At 61.3% G+C, this 19,466-nt stretch carries 20 protein-coding genes and 1 tRNA gene; 8 read left to right on the top strand and 13 right to left on the bottom strand.

Features of this window, described 5'->3' with window-relative positions; all coding sequences use genetic code 11:
- Positions 1–95: 95 nt before the first annotated feature.
- The gene (locus tag I8746_RS11420; protein ID WP_014755936.1) at positions 96–761 is read right to left on the bottom strand and encodes a LexA family transcriptional regulator; all 666 of its coding nucleotides are present in this window, start codon (positions 759–761) and stop codon (positions 96–98) included.
- Positions 762–826: 65 nt separating this feature from the next.
- Complete coding sequence (locus I8746_RS11415) at positions 827–1,480, bottom strand: LexA family transcriptional regulator (RefSeq protein ID WP_003251326.1); 654 nt, start codon at positions 1,478–1,480, stop codon at positions 827–829.
- Positions 1,481–1,610: 130 nt separating this feature from the next.
- Here I8746_RS11415 and I8746_RS11410 point away from each other — a divergent pair, with 130 nt between their 5' ends.
- The 3 genes from I8746_RS11410 to I8746_RS11400 all read left to right on the top strand — a co-directional run bounded on the left by I8746_RS11410 (position 1,611) and on the right by I8746_RS11400 (position 4,225).
- Positions 1,611–1,910 (top strand): DUF6124 family protein, encoded by a 300-nt coding sequence (locus I8746_RS11410; protein WP_003251328.1) that lies wholly within the window; start codon positions 1,611–1,613, stop codon positions 1,908–1,910.
- A gap of 448 nt (positions 1,911–2,358) precedes the next feature.
- A complete protein-coding gene (locus I8746_RS11405; RefSeq protein WP_012051784.1) occupies positions 2,359–2,874 on the top strand; it encodes a DUF4880 domain-containing protein in 516 nt (171 codons plus the stop codon).
- Positions 2,875–3,547: 673 nt separating this feature from the next.
- The gene (locus I8746_RS11400) at positions 3,548–4,225 is read left to right on the top strand and encodes a DsbA family protein (protein WP_004576451.1); all 678 of its coding nucleotides are present in this window, start codon (positions 3,548–3,550) and stop codon (positions 4,223–4,225) included.
- 157 nt (positions 4,226–4,382) lie between these two features.
- Here I8746_RS11400 and I8746_RS11395 read toward each other — a convergent pair.
- The 7 genes from I8746_RS11395 to I8746_RS11365 form a co-directional block, all read right to left on the bottom strand.
- A tRNA-Gly gene (locus I8746_RS11395) sits at positions 4,383–4,458 on the bottom strand.
- A gap of 63 nt (positions 4,459–4,521) precedes the next feature.
- A complete protein-coding gene (gene pgsA, locus I8746_RS11390; RefSeq protein ID WP_003251374.1) occupies positions 4,522–5,082 on the bottom strand; it encodes a CDP-diacylglycerol--glycerol-3-phosphate 3-phosphatidyltransferase in 561 nt (186 codons plus the stop codon).
- 33 nt (positions 5,083–5,115) lie between these two features.
- Positions 5,116–6,939: an excinuclease ABC subunit UvrC gene (gene uvrC / locus I8746_RS11385; RefSeq protein WP_003251376.1), complete on the bottom strand. Its 1,824-nt coding sequence runs from the start codon at positions 6,937–6,939 to the stop codon at positions 5,116–5,118.
- A gap of 6 nt (positions 6,940–6,945) precedes the next feature.
- Positions 6,946–7,584, bottom strand: a complete 639-nt coding sequence (uvrY, locus tag I8746_RS11380; RefSeq protein WP_003251380.1) for a UvrY/SirA/GacA family response regulator transcription factor — start codon at positions 7,582–7,584, stop codon at positions 6,946–6,948.
- A 63-nt stretch (positions 7,585–7,647) separates the two neighbouring features.
- Positions 7,648–8,037 carry a helix-turn-helix domain-containing protein gene (locus I8746_RS11375; protein WP_012051783.1) on the bottom strand — a complete coding sequence of 130 codons (390 nt, stop codon included), beginning with the start codon at positions 8,035–8,037 and terminating at the stop codon, positions 7,648–7,650.
- A 107-nt stretch (positions 8,038–8,144) separates the two neighbouring features.
- Complete coding sequence (locus tag I8746_RS11370) at positions 8,145–8,588, bottom strand: GNAT family N-acetyltransferase (RefSeq protein WP_012051782.1); 444 nt, start codon at positions 8,586–8,588, stop codon at positions 8,145–8,147.
- A 10-nt stretch (positions 8,589–8,598) separates the two neighbouring features.
- On the bottom strand, positions 8,599–8,985 hold the full coding sequence (locus I8746_RS11365; protein WP_221100699.1) for a DUF488 domain-containing protein: 387 nt from the start codon (positions 8,983–8,985) through the stop codon (positions 8,599–8,601).
- Positions 8,986–9,113: 128 nt separating this feature from the next.
- On the opposite strand from I8746_RS11365, the gene I8746_RS11360 reads away from it, so the two are divergent.
- On the top strand, positions 9,114–10,730 hold the full coding sequence (locus I8746_RS11360) for an inorganic phosphate transporter (RefSeq protein WP_017148209.1): 1,617 nt from the start codon (positions 9,114–9,116) through the stop codon (positions 10,728–10,730).
- 158 nt (positions 10,731–10,888) lie between these two features.
- Here the strand turns inward: I8746_RS11360 and I8746_RS11355 are convergent, their stop codons facing one another.
- The 3 genes from I8746_RS11355 to I8746_RS11345 form a co-directional block, all read right to left on the bottom strand.
- Positions 10,889–11,584, bottom strand: coding sequence for a glutathione S-transferase N-terminal domain-containing protein (locus tag I8746_RS11355; RefSeq protein WP_003251392.1), 696 nt, complete (start codon positions 11,582–11,584; stop codon positions 10,889–10,891).
- Positions 11,585–11,671: 87 nt separating this feature from the next.
- Positions 11,672–12,169, bottom strand: a complete 498-nt coding sequence (locus tag I8746_RS11350; protein ID WP_014755926.1) for a PaaI family thioesterase — start codon at positions 12,167–12,169, stop codon at positions 11,672–11,674.
- A 57-nt stretch (positions 12,170–12,226) separates the two neighbouring features.
- Positions 12,227–13,609 (bottom strand): amino acid permease, encoded by a 1,383-nt coding sequence (locus I8746_RS11345; RefSeq protein WP_003251396.1) that lies wholly within the window; start codon positions 13,607–13,609, stop codon positions 12,227–12,229.
- Positions 13,610–13,866: 257 nt separating this feature from the next.
- Between I8746_RS11345 and gcvA the strand changes: the two genes are divergently transcribed.
- Together gcvA and I8746_RS11335 are read left to right on the top strand one after the other, a co-directional pair.
- A complete protein-coding gene (gcvA, locus tag I8746_RS11340) occupies positions 13,867–14,763 on the top strand; it encodes a transcriptional regulator GcvA (RefSeq protein ID WP_221100698.1) in 897 nt (298 codons plus the stop codon).
- A gap of 180 nt (positions 14,764–14,943) precedes the next feature.
- A complete protein-coding gene (locus tag I8746_RS11335) occupies positions 14,944–16,194 on the top strand; it encodes an aspartate aminotransferase family protein (RefSeq protein ID WP_221100697.1) in 1,251 nt (416 codons plus the stop codon).
- A gap of 3 nt (positions 16,195–16,197) precedes the next feature.
- Here I8746_RS11335 and I8746_RS11330 read toward each other — a convergent pair whose 3' ends face one another.
- The gene (locus I8746_RS11330; protein ID WP_014590324.1) at positions 16,198–16,500 is read right to left on the bottom strand and encodes a hypothetical protein; all 303 of its coding nucleotides are present in this window, start codon (positions 16,498–16,500) and stop codon (positions 16,198–16,200) included.
- Positions 16,501–16,746: 246 nt separating this feature from the next.
- Here I8746_RS11330 and I8746_RS11325 point away from each other — a divergent pair, with 246 nt between their 5' ends.
- On the top strand, positions 16,747–17,172 hold the full coding sequence (locus I8746_RS11325; protein ID WP_014755923.1) for a hypothetical protein: 426 nt from the start codon (positions 16,747–16,749) through the stop codon (positions 17,170–17,172).
- Positions 17,173–17,245: 73 nt separating this feature from the next.
- The gene (gene fusA / locus I8746_RS11320; RefSeq protein WP_014755922.1) at positions 17,246–19,357 is read left to right on the top strand and encodes an elongation factor G; all 2,112 of its coding nucleotides are present in this window, start codon (positions 17,246–17,248) and stop codon (positions 19,355–19,357) included.
- The last annotated feature ends 109 nt before the right edge of the window (positions 19,358–19,466 follow it).

Genomic DNA, 19,466 nt, shown 5'->3' with positions numbered 1-19,466 from the left:
AACAGCCCGTAGGAGCGGGTTCACCCGCGAAGAGGCCGTGCCTGCTGGCCAATCTCCATCCGCCGTTCACCGTTGCCGCCGCTACTCAAACCCTTTCAAAAGGCCCCATGCACCCGCACGACCACCCCAAGAAATTCGCAACCCTCTTCGCACAACAGCGCCGGGTAGTTACTGTTCAATGCCTTCAGATAACGCTGCCCACCTTCCTCGGCCAGCTCGCGGAAAATCGCCGGTTTGCCGGGCTGACGAGCGATAACCAAACGCCCCGCCTCAGCCTCTACACCTGGGTCCACCAGCATCCGCATGCCCTGCGGCACACTGCGGCCACTGACAGCGCTCATGGCATCGTTTTCCACGGTTAGCCAGAACGCCTTGCCCTGTGCCAGGTAGTCAGTCTGCTCGAAAACAGCAGGCTCTACAGCCGTTGCAGCCTCTAACTCACTCCAACCCAGCACCGGGTAACGGAAGCAGACGATGTATCGCATGAGGTCGGGTTCGTCATCATCGTCATCCACCCCAGAAACACAACGTTCACCATCAGCCTGCCCGTGAATACGCAATTGCAAGCGGACGCAGTAGTGGGGCATGCCAATCTCAACCAAAGTGCGGTTCATCGACTCGAGCTTCGGTTGGCGCCGTTTGTTCACCCAATGTCCTACACTGCCTTGCGACACGCCTACGCGCTCGGCAAGCTGCTCTTGGGTAAGCCCTAATTCCTCCATCCGGTCGCGAACGAGGGCAATCCACTTATCCATGTTCATGGCTGGCATGCCCCTCACGTATAGCGGCCTTGTGGCGTGACACAGCTTCGCAGCAACCCGGCAGCCTAGAAGGCCCCATGTACCCGCACCACCACTCCCAGAAACGCGCAGCCTTCTTCACACAAAACCGTCGGATAGCGCGTATTCAGTGGCCTGAGCATCTTGTCTCCACCCTCTTCGACCAACTGCCGCAATACCGCCGGGCGCCCCGGCTGCCGTGCAATGACCAACCTGCCGGGCTGTGCCTCCAGCCCGGTATCCACCAGCACGCGCATACCCTCGGGCACGCTCTTACCACTGGCCGCGTTCATCGAGTCGTTTTCCACCACCAGCCAGAACGCATTGCCGGCGGGCATATAGTCCGTCTGCTCATGGGACGTGCTCGTTTCAGGCAATGGCCCCTGCAGGTCAGCCCAACTCAGCACCGGGAAGCGGAAGCTGGCATAGAGCAGCGCCTCGGCTGAAACCGGCTGCTCGGCCGTATAGAGCCCTTGCGCTTCACGCACGATGTCGCGCTCGACCACCATGACCTGGGCTTCCAGAAACACCAGCCCAAGCTTCTCCAGCTTTTCATTGATGGTTTCCAGCGTCGGCCGACGCGTGCCACGCAGCCAATGCCCCACGCCCCCCTGCGTCATGCCCAGGCGCTCGGCCAGTTGGAGCTGACTGAGGTTATGTTCGCGCTTGTAGCGCTTGAGAAATGCGTTCCAGTTTTCCATGAGCGGCAACAATACGGACTGTATTAACCGCTGCAATACACAATCTGAATTATTTATTTGGAACTACATAGTACAGCTTGACCTATTCTGTGATTCCAGTGTGCTTGAAGGGAAATCAGCAGGTATTGCCATGAAACCATCGAAAAACGACGAAACAGATCTCGACAGCGAAGCCGCACGCCGCGCGCTCGACTATTACCTCAACCCCAACCCACCGCGGCCCACCCTGGACAACAGAATCTGGACCCTGCACGAAGGCGTAACCGGCGACCAGGCCCAGGAACACGCCATCGCCCTGCTGCGCTGCGCTGCGGCCACCGCCCAGGAAACCGCCACTCACCAGCACGGCAGCCAGCGAGAACTGACGTTCGCGTTGATGCACATGATGGACATGGCTCGCGCACTGCTGGAGCACAAACGCACCGAGTGAGCGGGTTTATAGATAAAAAAGAAGGGAGAGAACGTGATGGCCAGGTAACGGCAAAGGCCCCGATTGCCGGGACAAGGAAGCGCGCCGGTAAAACTTTTTTACCGGATTAGCGAAAATTCATTTGACTGGCAAATGATAACGATTATTATTGCACTCAGCTGATCGCGAGATCCGCTGGATAACCTGAAAGCTTAGGTCGCTCTCAGATTATCTCCTCATCAGGCTAATCACGGTTTTTGACCCGGCTTTTTTGCCGGGTCTTTTTTTTGGCTCTTCAGGCTAATGAAGATCGTGATGGCGCGCATGATAGCAAAGGTGTTTCAGGGCGTGAACGCTCGTTACAAAACTTTGCGGAATCAGCACTTGAGAATCAATCTCGTTTCGCCTACGCTGTTTCCGCATCAAGGAAGATGCCCCCTCCTCCCCTTTACAGAGCAAGGAGCTGTCCATGACCCGTCTGCTGCTGCCCCTTGAGCACCCCACTCCTGCTGCCGAGCACGATGCCGACGATGCCCTGATGCATGCACTGAAGCGGCTACCACGGCGCGTACAGCAAGTATTCCTGCTCAACCGCCTCGATCAGCTGGACTTCGCCAGCATCGCTGCGCGCCTTGACCTGCCACTGGCGACTATCGAGCGCAACATGGGCCAGGCGCTGCAGGCTGGCCGCTCGCGCCGGGATGTGCTGGCGAGCGTGGCCGGGCAATGGTATGTGCGCTTGCAGAGCCCGCAGGTGACGGCGTGCGAGCGTATCGACTTCCGCCGCTGGCTGGATGCCGATACGGCAAACTTGCAAGCGTTTCACGATACGGAACTGCGGTGGCGCAGCCTGCTGGTGCCGGCACGGCAACTGGGCCATGACGGCTGGTATCGGCAAGGCCGGGCGGCGCTGTCGCTGGGCGGCTGCTCGGTTGCGGTCGGGCTGGGCGTGGCGGCGTTGGTGCTGGTTGGGTTCTGGGCTTGATCAGCGCTTAGGCAAGTCGGACTGTCCGTACTGCACCCAGTAAACTCGCTCAGGATAGGGGGCGGTCCAAAGTGGAAATGGCAAACATCAGCGAGAATGCCATGCTCCTTAAGAACCTGCACAATCATCTGCTCGCCGTCATCGCCTGGAAAATCCGTTGATTCGTGCGTCAATCCAGATACGCAAGACAAGGGCCCAGGACCAGAGAGTAACGCTTCAGCCGCTTGCCCGATTCGCCTTGGCCTACCTGAGGAATCAAACCGCGAATCCCCTCGCCAGCAAAACCGAAGCTCAGAAAAGCTGGCTGATTGAGCAGGGCTTCCCAGGTTCAGGCTTGCACCTGCGCTGACGCATGCTGCCTGCAGGCTATGCGTTTCAAGGGGTAGAGGGAGATTATGTGAATTTACTTCCAAACCGCCGCGGCGCCACTTCGATCGAAAGCGTTTAACCCCGCGGCGTCCATCGTTGAAACAAAGGTGGAGCCGTTGTTCCGCACCGTGCCACCCGTTCATATCTGGCACTGGCGATGACGGAACCTGAAGAGCAAGCCAGCGTCATAGCCTCATGCAGCAACTCGGCATCAGTGGACTCGATGCCGCCATCCGCATGACTCAGGATGGAGACGGCTCAACGGTTTCGAGCCGTTCGATCTGGAATTGCCAGGAGCAACAACATGCGCAAACGGATGAGTGCAACCAACCTAAAGTGGGCCTGCGGCTGGCTCGCAGCCGCGGTTTTGGCACTGTGCTGGTGGCTGCCGCTACCTTTTCGCTCCACCGCCGATGATGGCCCGCCGCGGATCTACGGCAACCCCGAAGCGCGCTTCACCCTCACCCTCTACGCCGAACTTGAATGCCCGCACTGCCAGGCCTACCTGCCGCAATTGCAGCGCTGGATCGTCACCAACGATCACGTCAACCTGGCCTGGCATCACCTGCCCCTCCCCCAGCATGAACCGGCCGCCAGTCGGGAAGCGCGACTGATCGAATGCATGGGCCAGCGAGAGGGTCGCGAAGGCGTTTGGGGGGCGATGCTCTGGGTCTACCTGCATACCCAAGGCAACGGCCGTGGGTTGGCTGCTGGACACGACTATCCGGACATCGGCCCGTCCCTGCAACGCTGCCTGGCCGGCGAACGGGCTGCCCAAGTCGTGGACACGCAAAAAGCGCAAGCCTTGGAGAACGGATTCAACGCCACCCCCACGCTGCGCCTGACCGACAATCACACCCAGCACACCCTGATCCTGGAAGACCCAATCGATCCCGATGCCTTGCTGTCCGCAGTGGACCTGTTGAGCGCACCCGAGATTTTTGAAATGCCCGCTGACGTGATCAGCGATATGTCCAGGTAGCCCACGGCGTCACGGCCAGGGCGCCGCGTTGTGGTGTTTGTACTTGAATTTCGTGGAGGGAGGGGATTGAGGCAGAATGCATTCGAACGAAAAAAGGCCCCGAAGGGCCTTTTTTCAACGACTTACAGACTTCGAGTGAAACCTGTAGATCTTTATTTGGAGCGGGAAACGAGACTCGAACTCGCGACCCCGACCTTGGCAAGGTCGTGCTCTACCAACTGAGCTATTCCCGCGTCGTGATGGGTGCCATTCTAGCGATTTCTAAAACAGCGTCAACCCCTTGATTCAAAAAACTTTTATTTTTTTTCCGAGCCTTCGCGCAGGTGCGGCCAGGCGGCCAGCAGGTAGTGCACCATCGACCACAGCGTCAGCCCCGCTGCCACCAGCAGCAGTCCGTAGCCCAGGATCACCCAGAAGGTCACCGCCGGTGGGTTGCCCAGCAGGATCACCAGCGCCAGCATCTGCGCCGCAGTCTTCCACTTACCGAGGTTGGACACCGCCACATGCGCCCGCGCGCCTAGCTCAGCCATCCACTCGCGCAGCGCAGACACCACGATCTCGCGGCCGATGATGACCGCGGCGGGCAGGGTCAGCCAGAAGTTGGCGTGGGTCTGCACCAGCAGCACCAGGGCCACTGCCACCATCAGCTTGTCGGCCACCGGGTCGAGGAAGGCGCCGAACGGCGTGCTCTGCTGCAGTCGACGCGCCAGGTAGCCGTCCAGCCAATCGGTGGCGGCGGCTACGGCGAATACGCTGCTGGCGGCCATGTAACTCCACTGATAGGGCATGTAGAACAGCAGAATGAAGCACGGAATGAGCAGGACGCGTAGAACGGTGAGCAGGTTTGGAATATTCATCGGTACGACTGGCTGCAAGTTGAGCCCGGCATTCTACTCGCTATGCAGGCTGGCATAAATCGACTCGGCAAGCTTTTTACTGATGCCGGGGGCTTTGGCGATTTCATCGATACTGGCGCGGTTGAGCTCCTGCAGGCCGCCGAAATGTTTCAGCAGGTCGCGGCGGCGCTTGGGCCCTACCCCGGCCACATCTTCAAGGCTGGAGACTCGACGGGCCTTGCCACGGCGGGCGCGGTGGCCGGTGATAGCGAAGCGGTGGGCTTCGTCGCGGATCTGTTGGATCAGGTGCAACGCCGATGAATCGCCCTTGAGGGTGAATTCATGATGCACATCGTTCAGGTACAGGGTTTCGAAACCCGCCTTGCGTGTAACGCCCTTGGCCACACCCAGCAGGGTCAGGTCGGTGAAGCCCAGCGCCTGCATCACATCGCGGGCCATGTTCAGCTGGCCCTTGCCGCCGTCCACCAGCAGCACGTCGGGCAGCTTGCCCTCGCCGTCCTTGATGCGCCCATAGCGGCGGGTCAGGGCCTGATGCATGGCCGCGTAATCGTCACCTGCGGTGACGCCTTCGATGTTGAAGCGGCGGTAGTCGGACTTGATCGGCCCTTCGGGGCCGAACACCACGCAACTGGCCACGGTCGCTTCACCACTGGAGTGGCTGATGTCGTAGCATTCCAGGCGTTGCGGCACTTCATCCAGGCCCAGCACTTCGGCCAGGGCTTCGAAGCGCGCAGCCATGTGCTGGCGGTTGGCCAGGCGGGCATTCAGCGCCTGCTCGGCATTGGTCACGGCCAGTTGCTGCCAGCGGGCGCGGGTGCCACGCACCCGGTGGCTGATGGTCAGTTCGCGGCCACGCAGCGTGTGCAGCGCTTCGGTGATGGCGTTGAAGTCTTCGTGAACAACGTTGACAATCAACTCGCCGGGCAGCTCGCGCTCTGCGTTGCCCAGATAGTACTGGGACAGGAACGCGGCCATGACCTCAGCCACCTCCTCCTCGATGCCCACCTGCGGGAAGAAGTTCTTGCTGCCCAGTACTCGCCCGCCGCGCACGCTGATCAGGTGCACACAGGCACCACCCGGGTTGACGAAGGCGGCGATGACGTCGACATCGCCGCTGCCGCCCTCGATGTACTGCTGGTCCTGCACGCGGCGCAACAAGGCGATCTGGTCACGCAGCTCGGCGGCTTTTTCGAAATCGAGGGCCATGGCGGCCTTCTCCATCTCGGCGTTCAACTCATTGCCCAGTTGCTGGCTACGCCCTTCCAGAAACATCACCGAATGGCGCACGTCCTCTGCGTATTCCTCGGCAGTCACCAGGTCGGTGCAGGGCCCTTTGCAGCGCTTTATCTGGTACTGCAGGCATGGCCGGGTGCGGTTGGCGTAGTAGCTGTCTTCGCACTGACGCACAGAAAAGGCCTTTTGCAGCAGGCTGAGGCTTTCGCGAATGGCCCCGGCGCTGGGGTACGGGCCAAAGTAACGGCCCTTGGCCTTTTTCGCCCCACGGTGAATGCCCAGGCGCGGGAACTCGCCATCGGACAGAAACACGTAGGGGTAGGACTTATCGTCGCGCAGCAGGATGTTGTAAGGCGGCCGCCACTCCTTGATCAGGTTCTGCTCCAGCAGCAACGCCTCGGTTTCGTTGGCGGTGATGGTGGTTTCAACCTGGGCGATGCGCGCAACCAGCGCGGCGGTCTTAGGCGCAAGGCCAGCCTTGCGGAAATAGCTGGCCAGGCGCTTCTTCAGGTTCTTGGCCTTGCCCACGTAAAGTAGCCGGGCTTCGCCGTCGAACATCCGGTAAACGCCCGGGCGACCGCTGCAGGTCGCCAGGAATGCGCTGGCATCAAAGACTTGGGACATGAGGTTTTACAGGCTTGCGTCAACCATACCGTGGCGAACGGCCAGCAAGGTCAATTCGACGTCGCTGGTGACCGAGAGTTTTTCAAAGATCCGATAACGGTAAGTATTGACGGTCTTGGGCGAGAGGCACAACTTGTCGGAGATGATCTGCACTTTCTGGCAGCCGACAATCATCAGGGCAATCTGGATTTCCCGCTCGGACAGCGCGTCGAACGGCGAGCCCTGCGGCTGGAACGGTTTCAGCGCCAACTGCTGGGCGATCTGTGGGCTGATATAGCGCTGGCCGGCAAAGGCCAGACGAATGGCCTGAACCATTTCGTCAAGGCCTGCACCCTTGGTCAGGTAGCCGGCAGCGCCGGCCTGCAACAAGCGTGTGGGGAACGGGTCTTCCTCGCACACCGTCACCGCTACTACCTTGATGTCAGGGTGGCTGCGCAGCAGCTTGCGGGTGGCCTCCAGGCCGCCGATGCCGGGCATTTTCACATCCATCAGCACAACGTCCGGTTTCAGCTCCCGGGCCAGTTTCAGCGCCGACTCGCCGGAATCTCCCTCACCCACCACCTGCAGGCCGTCTATGTCGGCCAACATGCGTGTAATACCGGTTCGTACCAGATCGTGATCATCGACCACTAAGACCCTAATCAAGCACACACCTCGTCAGCAGGGCGATTGGATCCCGCCACCTTAACAAAATTTTTCACGGTGGGCCTAACGCATTGCTTCCGTCAGAAACGACTGACGTTCGACTGTGAGAGGCCGCACTATTTGCCGGGGCTTGGCGTCGTTGGCCAACCGCCCCAAAAGGTGCAAGAGCGCCGCCTGATCATCCGACCGCAATTTCCGAAAAGCCCCCAGCAAACCGGACTCATTCGTGTTCAAACCTTCGTGTGCTGCCGGGGTGCGCAGGCCGCTGAGGACATACAACGCATCCACGCCCCGGGTCGCCAATGCCGCCAGGTAATCTAGCCGCGGCGTGCGCTCACCGCTTTCGTACTTGCCCTGAGCGTTGGGCTCGACGCCACCGATATCGCCAAATACACGCTGGGTCATACCCAGCCGCTCACGCTCTTCCCGCAGCCGTGGACCGATTCCGTTCATAGGGGCTTCTCCTTTTCCCTTATCCTCTCAAGTACGGCCTGCCCGCCTGCAGGCAGCCGTAAAGGTGTGGATCCACTATGCCCATGCTCTGCGGTCGCCACAAGCCATCATTTAGCTACTACGTTGATATCCCGCTGCATCCGCACAAAGCATTCGTCTTCACCCATTTCGATGAAGCCATGGCGCTGGTACAGCAGGCGGGCCGGGTTGCTGCGGAACACCATCAGCCGCAACAGGGGAAGGCGCCGCTGCCTGGCCCACAGCGCCAGTTCTTCCAGCACCCAGCTACCGACCCCTCGCCCACGGTACTCAGGCAACAGGTGCAACTCGCGGATGAACAGCGCCTGGCGGTCCTGGCTGAGGCTGCAAAAACCCAACAGCGTGTCGCCTTCGATCACCAGCCACTGCTCGCGCCAGCCCCAGGCCGCGTCGAAGGCGTCCTCGATCCACAGCAGGTCGAATTCACGGTAGTAGGGCAACATGGCGCGGCGCGTAAGGTTACGGGCGAAGGTGCAGTGGATGTCTTGGGCGGGAATCAACTGTAAGGGCATCGCATCGCGCTCATTGGGCATAACACACTGGCGAACTGCCAGGGCCACACCTGTCCAGTTCGTTTTCCAACCAGTCGGCCAGCACCCGGGCATTGTTGTGCTCGCTGTCCTTGCCGGCATAAAGCAATGTCAGCGTCCCCTTCCTGGCCATGTCCAGCAGCGGGTACCAGTGTTCGGGGTGGGCCGCCAGCGCTTGCTGGTACCGCTGGGTAAAACCGGCGAAATCCACTTCACCCTGATGGAACGCCTTACGCAATTCATTCGAAGGTGCCACTTCGCGCAACCACTGCCCATGGAGGTCTTCCTTGCGCTTGTTGCGCGGCCAAAGGCGGTCGACCAGCACACGCTGGCCATCTTCATCCTCAACCGCATCATAGAAACGTTTGCAGCGAATCATGGGCGTCTCCTGCCATTACCGTCCGTCTTGAGCCTAGATAATTCATTGATCGAGGTCACGGCCGGGTTACGAATTGTTTCTATGCTCAAGGCCTTCGGCACTTTCGCCCAACGCCAACCGGAGCCCCCATGGCAACCCCGTCAGTGGCCAGCGGCCCACTACTGGCCAAACACGACGCTCGCCCGCAGCTCTCCCACAAACCTGGGCGTGCCACCTTAACGTTGTTCTTCAGCCTGCTGCTGGCGGGTATCGCCTACACCGCCTGGAGCCTCAAGCAGGATGTGACCGCAAGCGGTACGGTCATCACCACGGCCACACCGTTCCTTCTGCTGGGCCTGGCGCTGGTGATTGCCCTGGGCTTCGAGTTCGTCAACGGCTTCCACGACACCGCCAACGCGGTAGCCACCGTGATATACACCCATTCATTGCCGGCGCCGGTAGCGGTGGTGTGGTCTGGGCTGTGCAATTTCCTGGGCGTGCTTTTTTCCAGTGGCGCGGTGGCCTTCGGCATCATCGCCTTGCTACCGGTAGAACTGATTCTACAGGTGGGTTCTTCGGCCGGCTTCGCCATGGTCTTCGCCCTGCTGCTGGCGGCGATCATCTGGAACCTTGGCACTTGGTGGCTGGGCCTGCCGGCATCGTCCTCGCACACCCTGATTGGCTCGATCATCGGCGTGGGCGTGGCCAATGCGCTGATGCATGGGCGTGACGGCACCAGCGGCGTGGACTGGGCCCAGGCCAGCAAGGTGGGTTATGCCCTGCTGTTCTCACCGCTGATTGGTTTTGCTTGCGCAGCCCTGTTGCTGCTGGCCCTGCGCGCGCTGGTCAAACGCAAGGCGCTTTACCAGGCACCGGAAGGCCAAACACCGCCACCGTGGTGGATCCGCAGCCTACTGATTCTGACCTGCACCGGGGTCTCTTTTGCCCACGGCTCCAACGATGGCCAGAAAGGCATGGGGCTGATCATGCTGATTCTGGTCGGCACCCTGCCGATGGCCTATGCGCTGAACAAGACCATGCCCAACGCGCAGGCCCTGCAGTTTTCCGCCGTCGCCGAGGTGACCCGCCAGGCACTGGTACGCAGCAACCCGCAAGCGGCCCCGGATGACCCGCGCCAGGTGCTTACCCTGTTCATTGCCCAGCCCAAGGCCAGCCCGCACCTGGTACCGGCATTGGCGGCGCTGACCGGGATGATCGGCGAAGAGGTCAAAGGCTATGGCTCGCTCAAACGCGTACCGGCTGAAGCCATGGCCAACGTGCGCAACGACATGTACCTGACCAGTGAAGCCATCCGCCTCATGGAGAAAAACCACCTGGTGACATTCGATGCCGACACCCGCAGCCAAGTGCTGTTGTTCAAGGCCCAGCTGGACGACGCCACCCGCTATATTCCGTTGTGGGTGAAGGTGGCTGTAGCCATCGCGCTCGGGCTGGGGACCATGGTTGGCTGGCGGCGTATTGTGGTCACCGTTGGCGAGAAGATCGGCAAGACCCACCTCAGCTATGCCCAAGGCGCATCGGCTGAAGTGGTGGCGATGTGCACCATTGGCGCGGCGGATATGTTCGGGTTGCCGGTGTCGACCACGCATGTGCTGAGTTCGGGGGTGGCCGGCGCCATGGTCGCCAATGGGTCGGGGATTCAGAAACGCACGTTGTTCAATCTGCTGATGGCCTGGGTGCTGACCCTGCCAGCGGCAATGCTGTTGGCTGGCAGCCTGTACTGGCTGCTGAACCACATCTTCTGAACCCGTACGCCACCTTCTGTAGGAGCGGGTTTACCCGCGAATACGGTAGCGGCGGCAACCGTGAACGGCGGGTGGAGATTGGCCAGCAGGGCCGGCCTACGGGCGACCGCGCAGGCCTTTCAACGTTTGCACAAGGCGGTTGTCCCTACACAGGTTGATCAGCCCGGGATTTTCAGGCCACGCTGCACGGCTGGCCGTTCGAGGAAATTCGCCAGCACGCGCTGCACTTCCTTGAACTGGTCGAAGCCCACCAGGTCACGGGCGTTGTAGCGCTCCACCAGGTTGCGCACCCAAGGGAAGATGGCGATGTCGGCAATGCTGTATTCCTCAGCCATCCACTGCCGACCTTTCAAATGCCGATCCAGCACGCCCAGCAGCCGCTTGGACTCGTTGACATAGCGGTCGCGCGGGCGCTTGTCTTCATATTCCTTGCCCGCAAAGAAATGGAAGAACCCGACCTGGCCGAACATCGGCCCGATGCCGCCCATCTGGAACATCAGCCACTGCAGGGTCTGGTAGCGCTGGGCGGGGTCCTGGCTGAGCAGCTGGCCGCTCTTCTCCGCCAGGTACTGCAAGATCGCCCCCGACTCGAACAGCGGCAGCGGCTGACCGCCCGGCCCGTTCGGGTCGAGGATGGCGGGGATCTTGTTGTTCGCGCTGAGCGAGATGAACTCGGGGCTCAATTGGTCATCGTTGTCGAAGCTGACCTTGTGCGCCTCGTAAGCCAAGCCAATCTCTTCGAGCATGATCGACACCTTCACCCCGTTGGGCGTCGGCAGCGAGTACAACTGCAGGCGTTCGGGATGTTTGGCGGGCCATTTGCGGGTAATGGGGAAAGCACTGAGTTCGGTCATGATCAACCTTGCCAAGGGAATGAGCCTGTCACTCTAGAGACATCCCCAGCCGCTGACCATCACCGACCACTCATCAGCGTTGGCAGCTCAGGCCTGGCCGTGGGCCTTGAGCTTGAGCTTTTCGGTATCGACGCGGACAAACACGGAATCGGCAGTCACCGTCAGTACATCCTCTGCCCAGACTTCGCAGATGACCCGGCTCTTGCGCCCCACTTCGCCTTCGACACGCGCCTTGAGCAACAGCTCGACACCCATCGGCGTAGGTTTCAGGTAGGTCAGGTTGAGCGTGCCGGTAACGCAGTCGATACGCGGCAGGCTGCCCGGTTCTCGGCCTTCGTTACGGTAGTGGTAGGCCATCGCCGTCCAGTTGGAGTGGCAGTCGACCAGCATCGCCAGCAGGCCACCGTAAACCAGGCCAGGCCAGCCAATGAAGGTGCTGTCGGGCGAGTGCCGGCACACCAGGTGAACACCGTCGGCGTCCCAGTGGCTTTGCAGGTGCAGGCCGCTGGGGTGGGAACAGCCGCAGCCATAGCAAGTACCCTCAGGGGCCGCGAGGGCTTGAAGGGAAAGGGTGTGCTCAGTCATACGCTTCCTGTGCTTGTTGGAATGGGGGCGCGCAACGCCCCCATTAAAGCAGAAACATCAGACCGTCTGGGCAACCATCTTCGTACGCCGCTGGGTCAGTGAAACCAGCAGGATGAACGCGGTCACCCCGGCAGTCATCAGCGTCTCATAGCGGTAGGCGTCGCTGAACAGCATGTAGCCCAGCACCATGACGATGGTGCCGATCACCAGCCAGGTCAGCCATGGGAACAGCCACATCTTCAGTTCCAGCGGGCGCCCTTCACGCTCGGCACGGGCACGCATGCGCAGCTGCGACACGGCAATGACCAGGTACACCAGCAAAGCGATGGCGCCAGTGGTCGACAGCAGGAAGCCAAACACCTTGCCCGGGAACACATAGTTGACGAGGCAGCCAGCGAAACCCGCCAGGGTCGAGAAGATCACTGCCACGGTCGGCACGCCGGAACCGGAGATGCGCTTGGTCACGCTCAGCGCCTGGCCACGCGCACCAAGCGAATAGAGCATGCGCGACGCCGTGTACAGCCCCGAGTTCATGCAACTTGTCACCGCCACCAGCACCACCAGGTCAACCAGCAACTTGGCGCCCGGCACGTTCAGCACTTCCAGTACACGCTGGAACGACCCTACGGCTTTCAGCCCGGGGTCGTTCCAGGCCACCAGCGACACCACCAGGAAGATCGACGCCAGGTAGAAGATGGCGATGCGGTACACCACCAGGTTGGTGGCGCGGCGAATCTTGTCTTTCGGGTTGGCGGTTTCGTCCGCCGCGATGGTGACGATTTCGGCACCGAAGAACGAGAAGATGGTGATCAGCACGCCCCCAAGCACCGTCCCGAACCCATTGGGCATGAAACCACCGCTGTCCCACAGTCGGCTGACCCCGGAGACCTCGGCCAGCGGCCAGAAACCGAACACCGCCAAGGTGCACACCCCGATGAAGCCAATGATCGCGACCACCTTGACCAACGCGAACCAGTACTCGAAAGCACCGAAGTTCTTCACGCTGACCAGGTTGGTGCCCGACAGCACCAGCATGATCAGGAAGGCGAACAGCCAGGACGGCACGCCAGGGAAGTAGGCATGCAGGATGTCAGCACCGGCAATGGCTTCCACCGGAATGATCAACACCCAGAACCACCAGTACAGCCAGCCAATGGTAAAGCCCGCCCAAGGCCCGATGGCCTCCGAGGCGTAGGTGGAAAAAGAGCCGCTGTTGGGGTTTGCGATGGCCATTTCACCCAGCATGCGCATCACCAGCAAGACCAGCAGGCCAGTCATGGCGTAGGAGATGAGGATGGCCGGGCCGGCGGTGGCAATGGCGTTGGAGGACCCGATGAACAGCCCGGCGCCGATGATGCCGGCAATGGAGATCATGGAAACCTGACGGGAAGTCAGGCCGTGCTGCAGTGAGCGCTGTTTCTTGTTGTCTTGCGAAGCCATGAAGAACCCTCGAATGGGTCGGCCGCAGCAAAGCGGCTGAAGGTCTGAGCAGAATTCTTATAAATTTCTGATGTGTGTTGTTGTTGTTTTTTGCAGATGACCGAAGCGGGTATTGACCTCCTCTTCGCATGACCGGTTGTAATCGTTGATCCAGGTCAGTATTAATCTATAGGCCGGGGTCAACAAACGACCTTTTCGAACCACATAATTCCTTTATGGAATGAACTCCTTCCTTTTTTGCTCGGTATTCGCCCGTCATGTCCAAACGCCTGATGCCTTCGACCACCGCCCTTCAGTGCTTCGAAGCGGCCGCTCGCCACCTCAGCTTCACCCGCGCGGCCCAGGAACTGCACCTGACCCAGAGCGCCGTCAGCAAGCAGGTCGCGCAGCTTGAAGACATGCTCTCGCACTCGCTGTTCCAGCGCATTCGCCGGCGCCTGCACCTGACCCCGGCCGGCGCGCTGTACCTCACCGAAGTGAACAAGATCCTCACCCAGATCGACATATCCAGCCGCTACATCCTCAGCTACGGCGACGAAACCGAAGTGCTGCGCATCGCCACACAGCCGACCTTCGGCGCCCGCTGGCTGGTGCCCCGGCTCAAGGGTTTTGGTGACCGCTACCCACGCATTCACCTGGATGTGCGCAACGAGCTGGAGCCATTCGACCTGGTACAGGCCAAGGCTGACGTCGCCTTTTTCTTCGGCCAGGGCACCTGGCCCGGGGCGACCTGCATCGAGTTGTTCAGCGAAGAAGTGGTGCCGGTGTGCAGCCCGCAGCTGCTGGCCAGCCACCGTTTCGACAGCGCCCAGGCATTGACTGAGCACCGCCTGTTGCAATGCGTGTCGCGGCCGGAGGCCTGGCATGAGTGGTTCCTGGGGCTTGGGTTGCATAGCCAGAACAGCTACCACGGGCCGCGCTTCGACACGTTCTACCTGTGTATCCGCGCGGCCATCTCCGGCTGCGGCATAGCCCTGATTCCCCGCTATCTGGTGGCCGAAGAGCTGAGCGAAGGCAAGCTGGTGGTGGCCTGGGACCACTCTGTGGCAAGCAACGGGAGGCACTTCATTGCGCATGCCGAGCATGCGGCCGAAGTGCCCAAGATCAGGGCCTTCGTGCAGTGGATCCGGGAGCGGGTGGCTGAAGGCGATTGATTTGACCTGCCCCGGCCTCTGGTAGGAGCGGGCTTGCCCGCGAAGAGGCCGGCACAGCCAACCCAAAAAACCGGCCAGATCACGAATCCATGGAATGATCGCAATCGAATAATTCGTTTGCGGAATAACCCGCCGACACGCTTGGATAATAAGAAACTCGAACAAGGTCCGCGTGCCCCCATGAACCAGGAAAGTATCAGCCAATCCATTGCCATCGTTCACCCGATCACACTTTCCCATGGCCGTAATGCCGAAGTCTGGGACACTGACGGCAAACGTTACATCGACTTCGTCGGCGGTATCGGCGTGCTCAACCTGGGCCACTGCAACCCCGCTGTAGTCGAGGCCATCCAGGCTCAGGCCACCCGCCTGACCCACTACGCCTTCAACGCGGCCCCTCACGGCCCGTACCTGGCCCTGATGGAGCAACTGAGCCAGTTTGTGCCAGTCAGCTACCCACTGGCCGGCATGCTCACCAACAGCGGCGCGGAAGCGGCGGAAAACGCCCTGAAAGTGGCCCGCGGCGCCACCGGCAAGCGCGCCATCATCGCGTTCGACGGCGGCTTCCATGGCCGCACCCTGGCCACCCTGAACCTCAATGGCAAGGTCGCCCCCTACAAGCAGCGGGTCGGCGAACTGCCCGGGCCGGTGTACCACCTGCCCTACCCTGGCGCGGATACCGGGGTTACCTGCGAACAGGCACTCAAGGCCATGGATCGCCTGTTCAGCGTCGAGCTGGCCGTGGAGGACGTCGCGGCGTTCATCTTCGAGCCGGTGCAGGGTGAAGGCGGCTTCCTTGCCCTGGACCCGGCCTTCGCCCAGGCCCTGCGCCGCTTCTGCGACGAGCGTGGCATCCTGATCATCATCGACGAGATCCAGTCGGGCTTCGGCCGCACCGGCCAGCGCTTCGCGTTTCCGCGCCTGGGTATCGAGCCCGACCTGCTGCTGCTGGCCAAGAGCATCGCTGGCGGTATGCCGCTGGGTGCAGTGGTCGGGCGCAAGGAATTGATGGCGGCGCTGCCCAAGGGCGGCCTGGGTGGCACCTATTCAGGCAACCCGATTGCCTGTGCGGCGGCCTTGGCCAGCCTGGCGCAGATGACCGACGAAAACCTAGCAATCTGGGGTGAACGGCAGGAACAGGCCATCGTCAGCCGTTATGAGCGCTGGAAGGCTTCGGGCCTGAGCCCGTACATCGGCCGCCTGACCGGCGTGGGCGCCATGCGAGGGATCGAGTTCGCCAATACCGATGGCAGCCCGGCACCGGCACAACTGGCCAAGGTGATGGAAGCGGCCCGCGCCAAGGGCCTGCTGCTGATGCCCAGCGGCAAGGCGCGGCACATCATTCGCCTGCTGGCGCCGTTGACCATCGAGGCCGAGGTGCTCGAGGAAGGGCTGGATATCCTCGAGCAGTGCCTGGCAGAACTGAACTGAGGCTTACAGGCCGAGTTCTTCCGGGGTAAGCATGTCGGACTCGAAGGCGATCCAGCCGCCTTCCAGTTCGGCATGGCCGTTGACGATCGGGCCGTAATAGGTCAGGCCGTTCTCCAGGGTCACGCAAATGTGCGTGGCCGGTTTCTCAGGGGCCGCGAGCGTACCGACGAAATGCACCTTCTTCAGGGTTTCGGTCACCGCTTCCAGGCCCACGCGCATCTTGGGGTTTTCCGAAGCCTCGGTATCTCCGCCACGGTCTTCAGCGCTGATGGTCACGGTGGCGATGTACGGGTACTTGATGCTCAAACGGGGTTACCTCGGTGGGTGTATAGGCGTACGGGCGCGTAGAGTACGGCAGGCCGTCTCTGTTGTCTCTACTGGCCTCTTCGCGGGCACGCCCGCTCCCACAGGGATCGCATGTTGCTTGGGGTATGCAGGGCACCTGTGCGGGGCGGGTCTGCCTGGGAAGAGCCGGGCCTGCAACAGGTGATCTGAATGCCCCGATCTGTTAGGGTGCCCGCCGATGCACGCCACACCACACGAGGATCCCGAGTGAGCGCCGAAGAACCCCTGATCGCCGACCTGTTCGAAGTCGACAAACGCCTGTCCCTCAAGCCCGTCGTGGACTTCAACAGCTACCTGCGCAATGCCTTCGGCGAGGGCCCATGCCGCTGCCACCGCTGCGTAGAAGGCGCCGACCAAAGCACCTACAGCCACGCGCACAACTTCACCTTCGAAGGCCGCCAGTGGCACCGCCGGTTCGCCACCACCGCCGGCAGCGACGTCGCCCAGGTGTTGAAAAAAGCCTGGCTGTCGTACACCAAGGCTGATCTCAACCTGGTCGGCGCGCTGGACCTGACCACCCTCAAGACCTTCACCGAGGCCGCCCTGCACACGCGCCTGCTGGCCTTGCTGCCGGCCAGCGGCCTGGCCCGTGAAGTAGATGGCCAGTGGATGCTGCAAGCCCAGGCCGACTGACGGCCCGGTGGCAGGGCAGGATTCCACCGGTCTGCTAACTTGGTGGAATCCGTCCACCCACAGGTAGTCCGCCATGGCCCGCACAACGCCCATCGAGCTGTACCGCAATATCGGCATCGTCGCCCACGTGGATGCCGGCAAGACCACGACCACCGAGCGGATCCTGTTCTACACCGGGGTCAACCACAAGATGGGCGAAGTGCACGATGGCGCGGCGACCATGGACTGGATGGCCCAGGAGCAGGAACGCGGCATCACCATCACCTCGGCGGCGACCACAGCGTTCTGGCAAGGCTCGACCAAGCAGTTCGCCCACAAGTACCGTTTCAACATCATCGACACCCCAGGCCACGTCGATTTCACCATCGAGGTGGAGCGCTCATTGCGCGTGCTCGATGGCGCGGTCGTGGTATTCAGCGGCGCGGACGGCGTCGAGCCGCAGTCCGAGACAGTCTGGCGCCAGGCCAACAAGTATCACGTGCCACGCTTGGCCTACATCAACAAGATGGACCGCCAGGGGGCCGACTTCCTGCGCGTGGTCAAGCAGATCGATCAGCGCCTGGGGCACCACCCGGTGCCCATCCAGCTGGCCATCGGCAGCGAAGAAAACTTCATGGGCCAGATCGACCTGGTGAAGATGAAGGCCATCTACTGGAACGATGCCGACCAGGGCACCAGCTACCGCGAAGAAGAAATCCCCGCCGAACTGAAGGCTCTGGCCGACGAATGGCGCGCGCACATGATCGAAGCTGCGGCCGAGGCCAATGACGAGCTGACCATGAAGTTTCTCGATGGCGAGGAGCTGAGCGTCGAAGAGATCAAGGCCGGGTTGCGCCAGCGCACCATCGCCAACGAAATCGTGCCGACCATCCTCGGCTCCTCTTTCAAGAACAAGGGCGTGCCGCTGATGCTCGATGCGGTAATCGATTACCTGCCCGCCCCCTCGGAAATTCCTGCCATCCGCGGCACCGACCCGGACGATGAAGAAAAGCACCTGGAACGGCACGCCGACGACAAAGAGCCGTTCTCGGCACTGGCTTTCAAGATCGCCACCGACCCGTTCGTCGGCACCCTCACCTTCGCCCGCGTTTATTCCGGCGTGCTCAGTTCAGGCAATGCGGTACTCAACTCGGTCAAAGGCAAGAAGGAACGCATCGGCCGCATGGTGCAGATGCACGCCAACCAGCGCGCAGAAATCAAGGACGTGTGTGCCGGCGATATCGCCGCGCTGATCGGCATGAAAGACGTGACCACCGGTGACACCCTGTGCGACATGGACAAGCCGATCATTCTCGAACGCATGGACTTCCCCGACCCGGTGATTTCCGTCGCAGTAGAGCCGAAAACCAAGGCCGACCAGGAAAAAATGGGGATCGCGCTGGGCAAGCTGGCCCAGGAAGACCCCTCATTCCGCGTGCGTACCGATGAAGAGACTGGCCAGACCATCATCTCGGGCATGGGCGAGCTGCACCTGGACATCATCGTCGACCGCATGCGCCGCGAGTTCAACGTCGAGGCCAACATCGGCAAGCCGCAGGTGGCCTACCGGGAAAAAATCCGCAATACCTGCGAGATCGAGGGGCGTTTCGTGCGCCAGTCCGGTGGCCGTGGCCAATACGGCCATTGCTGGATCCGTTTCGCCCCCGGTGATGAAGGCAAAGAAGGCCTGGAGTTCATCAACGAGATCGTCGGCGGCGTGGTACCCCGCGAGTACATCCCGGCAATCCAGAAGGGTATCGAAGAGCAAATGAAGAACGGCGTGCTTGCCGGCTACCCCCTGATCAACCTCAAGGCCGCCGTGTTCGACGGCTCGTACCACGATGTCGACTCCAACGAGATGGCCTACAAGATCGCCGCGTCAATGGCCACCAAGCAGTTGTCGCAGAAAGGCGGCGCAGTGTTGCTGGAGCCGGTGATGAAGGTAGAGGTGGTGACGCCCGAGGAATATCAGGGCGACATCCTCGGCGACTTGAGCCGACGTCGCGGCATGATCCAGGACGGTGATGAAACACCGGCTGGCAAGGTGATACGTGCCGAAGTGCCGTTGGGTGAAATGTTCGGCTACGCCACCTCGATGCGCTCGATGACCCAGGGCCGGGCCAGCTTCTCGATGGAGTTCACCCGCTATGCCGAGGCCCCGGCGAGCATTGCCGATGGCATCGTCAAGAAGAGCCGCGGAGAGTAAGCAGTTCTCCTGTGCCGGCCTCTTCGCGGGTAAACCCGCGCCTACAGGGGTATGCGATCCCCCGTAGGCGCGGGTTTACCCGCGAAGAAACCGACACAGACACCAACAG

The sequence above is a fragment of the Pseudomonas sp. USTB-Z genome (genome assembly GCF_019691255.1).
Taxonomy (GTDB): Bacteria; Pseudomonadota; Gammaproteobacteria; order Pseudomonadales; family Pseudomonadaceae; genus Aquipseudomonas; species Aquipseudomonas alloputida.
The sequence above is the reverse complement of the archived record's forward strand: the minus strand, read 5'-3'. Positions and strand labels throughout refer to the sequence as shown.